Here is a 2,671-nt window from a genome sequence, read left to right as displayed (position 1 = left end):
GCGTATAGGCCGGCGCGACATTGGCGTCGCCCGATGTGGTGAGGCCGGTCAGCGTCAGCCCGGCCAGACAGGCGAGCAGGCCGGCGACCGCATAGACCGCGACCCGGATGCCGATAACGGACCAGCCGGCGCGCTCGACGGCGCGCGGATTGCCGCCTGCGCCGCGCAGCACCACGCCATAGGAGGAGCGTGAGATGACGAGATGGCCGGCGAGCGCCGCCAGTGCCGCCAGCCAGATCGACAGCGGCATCAAAGGCGGCTGCCAGCTCATGAAGGCGGCAAGCCATGCGGGTGCCGAGCCACCCGGTGCCGGCAACAGGATGACGGCGATGCCGAGCCAGATGAAGGACATGCCCAGCGTCACGATGATCGAGGGCAATTGCCGGGCATGAATAAGCAGGCCGAAACCGGCATAGGCGGCGATCAGGACGATGTAGCACAGCGCCGCGATTGCCGGCGCGTCCCCGAGATAGAGCGCCGTGACGCAGGTGATCAGCCCGACAAAGGCGCCGTTCGACAGGTCGATGTCGCCCAGCATGATCACCATCATCTGCGCCAGCGCGGCAAAGACCAGCGGCACCGAGAGCTTGAACAGCAGATGGAAGCCGAAATAGCTCATCGCCGCCGGGCGGATGCTGAAGATGATGGCCAGCATAACCAGCAGCGCGATAGCCGGCAGGCCGACCTGCATGGCATTGAGCAAGGCCGAACGCGGATTGGAAGGAGAACGGGCCGGAACTCGGGCAGCCGCGTCAGACATGGTCGCCTCCGAACGACGCCTGCAGGATACGGCCGGTCTCGATGGCCTCATCTTCCAGCCTGGTCACGGCGCGGCCCTCGCGGAAGACATAGATGCGCTCGCAATTGGTCAGCTCTTCGAGTTCGGTTGTGTACCAGACGAAGGCGCGTCCGTTCTCGGCCTCCGCGCGGATCAGCCGGTAGACCTCCTGCTTGGTGCCGACATCGACGCCGCGCATCGGATCGTCGAGGAAGATCACCTCGGCGTCCGACGCCAGCGCACGAGCGAACAGCACCTTCTGCTGGTTGCCGCCGGACAGCGACATGATCGGCGTGTCGATCGAAGGCGCCTTTACCTTGAGCCGCTCCGACCAGGTCTCGGCCAGCTTGCGAGCGGCGGCGCCTGAAATCATGCCGCCCCGCGTCAGCGCATTCAGGCTGCGGATGGTCAGATTGTCGGCGATAGACCACAGTGAGAACACGCCTTCAGAGCCGCGGTCGCCGGCAACATAGGCACCCGGCAAGGCCTCGCGCTGCCGGCGCGCGGCATAGAACATCGCGCGCAGCCGCTCGCGCTGGCCGTGGCCGTCGAGCCCGGCGAAACCGATGATCTCGCCCTTGCCGACTTCGATGGTCAGATCAGCGGTGTCGCGGCCGGCATGCCGGATAACCGGAGCTTGCACCGACGACGCCTTGCCTACGGAGCGATCGCGGGGCCGCTCGATGCTGCCCATCAATTCGACAAGCGCGGCGCGCGACAGGCCGGCGGTCGGCCGCTCGGCGACGACCTTGCCGTCGACCATGACGACGGTGCGGTCGCAGACGGCGAGGATCTCGTTCAGTCGATGGGTGATCAGGATGCAGGCGATACCACGTCCGGCGGCACGACGAATGTGGGTGAGCAGTTGCTCCGTCGCCTCATGGCCGAGCGCCGAGGTTGGCTCATCGAGAATGACGGCGCGCAATTTGATGCTGGTCTGCGTGAAGGCGCGAGCGATCTCGACCATCTGTCGCTCGCCGATCGGCAGGTCGGCGACCTTCCTGTCGAGGTCGATGCCGTGGCCAGGGAAGATCTCGTCCAGCACCGGACCGATTACCTGGCGCGCGCGCCGCCGCCAGCCCAACCCACGCAAGGACCTGTGCACGATGCGGGTGTTTTCCGCCGACGTCAAATTGGCGCAGAGCGACAGTTCCTGAAAGATACAGCGCAGACCGGCCTGCTGGGCACTGGCCGCACTCCAGGCACCGATCTCACGTCCGCCGACGCGAAAGCTGCCGCTGCTGCGCTCGATGGTGCCGGCCAGCACGTTCATCAGCGTCGACTTGCCGGCGCCGTTGTGACCGACCAGGCCAACGACCTCGCCGGGGTTCAGATGAAAATCCACGCCGCCCAAGGCATGCACGGCATCATAGCTCTTGCGGACATTGCCTACCTCGACAAGAGGGCTGTCAGCATCGCCTCTCTCTGCTGCGTCCTTTTTGGGCGACGTGGGATCGTTCATCATTCGGCCATGCTGCTCATTTCGGCGCGGGTACGCCGGGCAGAGGTTCTTTCTTTACGTTGGCGTCGATGATCTTGGCCACTAGCTCCTGCGGATATTCGGCATTGACAACGCCGCCTGCGGGAACCGTCTTCAGCCAGGCGTCGAGGTCAGGCTGATTGATCTGCAGGAGCGGCACCTCGACGAATTTCGGCACCTGCTTGCCGGCCAGGATCTGCTGCGCGACCCAGAACGCGACCTGCGAGACGCTGGGCGTGGCGCCCAGCGAGAAAGTTTCGTAGCCGCCGGCATCATGCTCCTGCTTCCACAGCGCCAATTCGTCCTGGCGGTTGCCCATGATGATGATCGGCAGCGGCCGGTTGGCGGCCTTGAATGCCTGCGCCGCGCCATAGCCGTCGCCGCCCTGCGTCAGCACCGCATCGACCTGAGGC

Annotated in this window: 2 protein-coding genes and 1 pseudogene; all 3 read right to left on the bottom strand. The window is 65.6% G+C overall.

Annotated features, from left to right (window positions below; genetic code table 11):
* Positions 1-760 (bottom strand): ABC transporter permease (locus tag EN939_RS28955; RefSeq protein WP_164751306.1); only part of this gene is annotated, 760 nt, incomplete at its 3' end.
* On the bottom strand, positions 753-2,240 hold the full coding sequence (locus tag EN939_RS28950) for a sugar ABC transporter ATP-binding protein (protein ID WP_127271120.1): 1,488 nt from the start codon (positions 2,238-2,240) through the stop codon (positions 753-755). The genes EN939_RS28955 and EN939_RS28950, both read right to left, overlap by 8 nt.
* A gap of 16 nt (positions 2,241-2,256) precedes the next feature.
* Positions 2,257-2,671: pseudogene (locus tag EN939_RS28945) on the bottom strand (hypothetical protein); the annotation flags it as partial.

Source organism: Mesorhizobium sp. M7A.F.Ca.CA.002.05.1.1 (assembly GCF_003998335.1).
In the GTDB taxonomy this organism is placed as follows: Bacteria; Pseudomonadota; Alphaproteobacteria; order Rhizobiales; family Rhizobiaceae; genus Mesorhizobium.
Note: the sequence above shows the minus strand (reverse complement) of the source record. Positions and strands in the feature narration are given on the sequence as shown.

What these genes read in the sequence shown, in the direction of transcription:
- EN939_RS28950 (WP_127271120.1), bottom strand. Translation starts at nt 2,240, where the DNA reads ATGAACGATCCCACGTCGCCCAAAAAGGACGCAGCAGAGAGAGGCGAT.